This window comes from Corynebacterium sp. UMB8791, assembly GCF_054166365.1.
On sequence record NZ_JBSZCG010000091.1, the window covers coordinates 1 to 307 of the forward strand.

Here is a 307-nt window from a genome sequence, read left to right on the forward strand (position 1 = left end):
GTGTGGTCATCCAACCGCGAGGTGTCTGAGCGCGTTTCCCGCGAGCTGCGTCACGGTACCGTCTGGATCAACGACTTTGGCCCCTACCTGCCACAGGCCGAGTGGGGTGGCTTTGGTCAGTCCGGTCTTGGCCGCGAGCTGGGCCCGACCGGCCTGGAGGAGTACACCGAAGCCAAGCTGGTCTACGAGAACACAGCACCGGCTGTTACCGGTTGGTTCGAGGATCGTCGTTAAATAACTCGGAACAAGCCCGGTTGACGAGGCCATCGAGATCGGCAACGACACCGAATACGGCCTGGCCGGTGCG

The 307-nt window shown here is 62.5% G+C and carries 1 protein-coding gene; it reads left to right on the top strand.

Annotated elements, in window-relative coordinates; all coding sequences use genetic code 11:
* Window positions 1-234, top strand: a 234-nt coding sequence (locus tag ACXIUA_RS02420; protein WP_457976015.1) for an aldehyde dehydrogenase family protein, incomplete at its 5' end; no start/stop codon positions are given.
* Window positions 235-307: the final 73 nt, after the last annotated feature.